At 35.7% G+C, this 3,307-nt stretch carries 5 protein-coding genes; 3 read left to right on the top strand and 2 right to left on the bottom strand.

Annotated elements, in window-relative coordinates:
• Positions 1-325, bottom strand: a 325-nt coding sequence (locus Q8907_14830; GenBank protein MDP4275546.1) for a DUF4369 domain-containing protein, incomplete at its 3' end; no start/stop codon positions are given.
• Positions 326-1,291: 966 nt separating this feature from the next.
• Between Q8907_14830 and Q8907_14825 the strand changes: the two genes are divergently transcribed.
• The 3 genes from Q8907_14825 (at position 1,292) to Q8907_14815 (ending at position 2,522) form a co-directional block, all read left to right on the top strand.
• The gene (locus Q8907_14825) at positions 1,292-1,537 is read left to right on the top strand and encodes an AbrB/MazE/SpoVT family DNA-binding domain-containing protein (protein ID MDP4275545.1); all 246 of its coding nucleotides are present in this window, start codon (positions 1,292-1,294) and stop codon (positions 1,535-1,537) included.
• Entirely contained in the window at positions 1,528-1,851 is a 324-nt protein-coding gene (locus Q8907_14820) for a type II toxin-antitoxin system PemK/MazF family toxin (protein MDP4275544.1), read from the top strand. The genes Q8907_14825 and Q8907_14820 overlap by 10 nt, the downstream gene beginning before the upstream one ends.
• A 398-nt stretch (positions 1,852-2,249) precedes the next feature.
• Entirely contained in the window at positions 2,250-2,522 is a 273-nt protein-coding gene (locus tag Q8907_14815) for a hypothetical protein (protein MDP4275543.1), read from the top strand.
• A 358-nt stretch (positions 2,523-2,880) separates the two neighbouring features.
• Here Q8907_14815 and Q8907_14810 read toward each other — a convergent pair.
• Positions 2,881-3,307: HAD family hydrolase (locus tag Q8907_14810; GenBank protein ID MDP4275542.1), on the bottom strand; the 427-nt coding region annotated here is incomplete at its 5' end.

The raw sequence follows: 3,307 nt of genomic DNA, 5'->3' as shown, positions 1-3,307 counted from the left end.
TTTTTGAAAGGCTATCTCTAAGTGCATCAAATCTTTCAAAAACAACATCTCTTTTTTTTGATATGGGAGCTATCAATAAATTATATTCACTTGCTTCATCCTGTGTTTTTGAGCCTGTCATTTTAAATTCCTTAAACTTATCTTTTGTAAGAGAAATTTTCATTTCGCCAGGTTCTATGTATATATGGGCAGTATTTAAATCATTTCCCATAGTAATATCAGCTGCTTTGGGCTCGCTGATATTTCCCTGAAAAATAAATTTACCATTTCTAAGTATGGCAGTATCTCTTTTATATTTATTGGAAACCACGTATTTAAGAATCACTTTTCCGGAATTTTGGCCAGTTATTTTCCCCCTTAATGTGTAAAGTTGATCATTATTATTTTCCTGGGAGAAGGTCAATAAATTAAAAAAGAAAGAAATTAAAATGGTTGAGATGATTGTTTTCATGATAATTTTGGTTTTTGTATTGAATTGGTTTTGAATTCGCACTTTGTTTTTATAAGTCCAGCAAACATCTCAATAAAAACAATTATGCCGCTATTGAGATGTTAGCGATAGCTGATGATTTTTACAAATATATGATTTATAGCATGTAAAATAATTTATTTGGATCTCATCTGGATTCATATGTTTTAAATCTGTTCTTTAGTTACATCGAAACAGTTCTTCTCAAACTCAAAATTATTTTCACATTTAAATATAGACTTTTTTGTTCAAACAAAGTAATTTTTAAAAACATTTAACCTCACCTGTAAATTTTTAATCTGGTCAGATCCTGTAGTGATAAAGTGGGCAAAAATCCAGGTAGTTTCGTTCCCCAAAGGTTCCGTATGTATTTAATGGCTTAAACATGGTTGATTTTATCAGTTTAATTTAGGGTAATTGACCGTTTTAATTCATCAGGTTATAGCCTGAAATTTATTACAGGTGTGATCTCTTGTTGCTGTAATTCTTGAAATGGAAAGAAACAAAAGTGGATATGAAAGCAGGAATTTAAACCATCGGGCATTTACGCTTTTCATATTTTATTCAGAATTATTGTCCTGTTTAAACTGGAATGGCTGTCCGTTTTGAACAGGATTTTGAAGTAGATGATTCAAATCACAGGATCGCCTTAACGACCCTCCGATTGGCTGACAAATAAAACGTATTTTTATTCTTAGATTTGTTCAATATTTTAGACGAATACACAACTGCTCATTCAGGATTCATCCCATTAAAAAAATCTTAACTTCTATAGAAAAATCAATATAATTATAATAACTTTGTAATTACATTTTATTGTATATGGACATATCAGTAATACACATAGGAAACTCAAAAGGGATACGTTTAAGCAAAACTCTTTTGGAAAGATACAATATCAGGGATAAAGTAGAATTGATATTGGAAAAAGACTATATTATTATAAAACCCAAGGCCACTCCACGGAAAGAATGGGATAAAGCATTTAAGGAAATGCATGATTCCGGGGACGATAAAGCATTAATGTCAGATGTCTTTGAAGACGAAAGCTTTGAAGAATGGAGCTGAATCAATACCAAATAGTATTGGTAAATCTTGACCCGACAGTTGGCAGCGAGATTAAAAAGACGAGGCCGTGCATAATCATTTCGCCCGACGAAATGAACAAATATTTAAATACGGTGATTGTTGCCCCGATGACTAGCCAATCCAAAAGATATCCCACCAGAGTTGAAGTAAAACATGAGAATAAAATTGGTTGGATTGTATTAGACCAAATCAGGACTATAGACAAACAGCGAATTGTAAAAGTACTCGACCAGTTGACCAAAAGTGAAATAGAACGGGTTAAGTTGACCATAAAAGAGTTGTTGGTTGATTAAATTTATGATTAATAACAGGACTGTGCGTCTTGGCTAACTGCCGTTACAGATTCATCTCCAAAATTTTGGTTCCAATCAATCGGGCAAGGCTTAAACACCTCTTCCAACAAGCTGAAAACGAGACGGAATTGAACAGGAAAGATTTTGCTGCCTCCCATCGCATAAATAAGGTATCCCGAATCTCATATTCATGGTATTTCATGCATAAAAATATTTGGCAACTTTGCATCAGGATTAAAATATATGTACACATGGCAAACTCTGAACTCTCTCCTATGCGATTTTAATCGAATTCACAAGTCAGCAAAAGTATCATGCAGAACATGCACATTATACACAACCTGCAGGAAACCGATATTTACTTATTCAGTTATGAAAAACAGAATTAATTTATTTTCATGAAACGCTTATCAATTGCATATCTCATCCTATTGGGTTTTATCTTTTCATCGGGATGTACCAGGAAGAATTTCAAATTCAAGCTTGGAGACCTGCTGTTTCAAATAAACGAGAGCAACTCTTTTACAGAGGCCATCACCGGCACAACGGGAAATCTTCGGAAATATTCATTTTCGCATGTGGCGATTATTTCTGCAGAAGGCAAAAAGATAACTGTTATTAAAACCGTTTCCCGCAGGGGATTGCTGCAAATCCCCTGCGGGATTTTCTGAAGATTCTACAGGACGAACCTCTCCCCTATGGATAAATTACTTCAAAAAAACAGGCGAACCTGTTCCTGAAGGTGTGCCCGGGACCCATCCCAATGACCTGTCAAAAGAGAAAACCATCAGCGAAGTCTACCGGTATTTTTAGTCTTTCCGGCTAAGCAGCGGACAGTTGGTTCCATTTCCCGCACCGGCCAATAAAATTCGAAAACAATTCATTTACTTGATCCGTTTCCATTAGAAACTACGGCGAATAAAATACGAAGTCACCTTCGACTCCGCTCAGGCAACAGAAACACATGGTGGCGGAACAGATTCTAAGCCCAAGGAATCAAGACCGATAACATCAGAACAGCAATCTGATTTATAAAACCTTCATCAAATCCATTGGTTTGTCCAATATAAACTTAGCCCCGTTATCCAACAATTCCTGCCTGTCCCTAAATCCCCAGGTTACCCCTACAGCATACATGCCTGCATTGTTGGCAGTTTGCATGTCCGTACTTGTATCCCCCAGATAAAGCATGTTCTCAGGCCGGATATCAAATTTCTTGCTTATTTGCAAGGCGCCAAAAGGATTTGGTTTTCTATGGGCTTCGGTCGTTAAGCCTGCCACTTCATCAAAATAATCAGGTAAAAGGGTTTGAATAATTGTTTTTACAAATTCATCGGCTTTATTGGAGAACACGCTAAGCTTAAGATTGCGCTGTTTCAGCTCATTGAGAAGGTCAACTATGCCTTCATAAGGTTTTGTTTTATTTAAGCAGTTCTTATTGTAAATTTCCGTCAAC

It is taken from the genome of Bacteroidota bacterium (assembly GCA_030706565.1).
In the GTDB taxonomy this organism is placed as follows: Bacteria; Bacteroidota; Bacteroidia; order Bacteroidales; family JAUZOH01; genus JAUZOH01.
The sequence above is the reverse complement of the archived record's forward strand: the minus strand, read 5'-3'. Positions and strand labels throughout refer to the sequence as shown.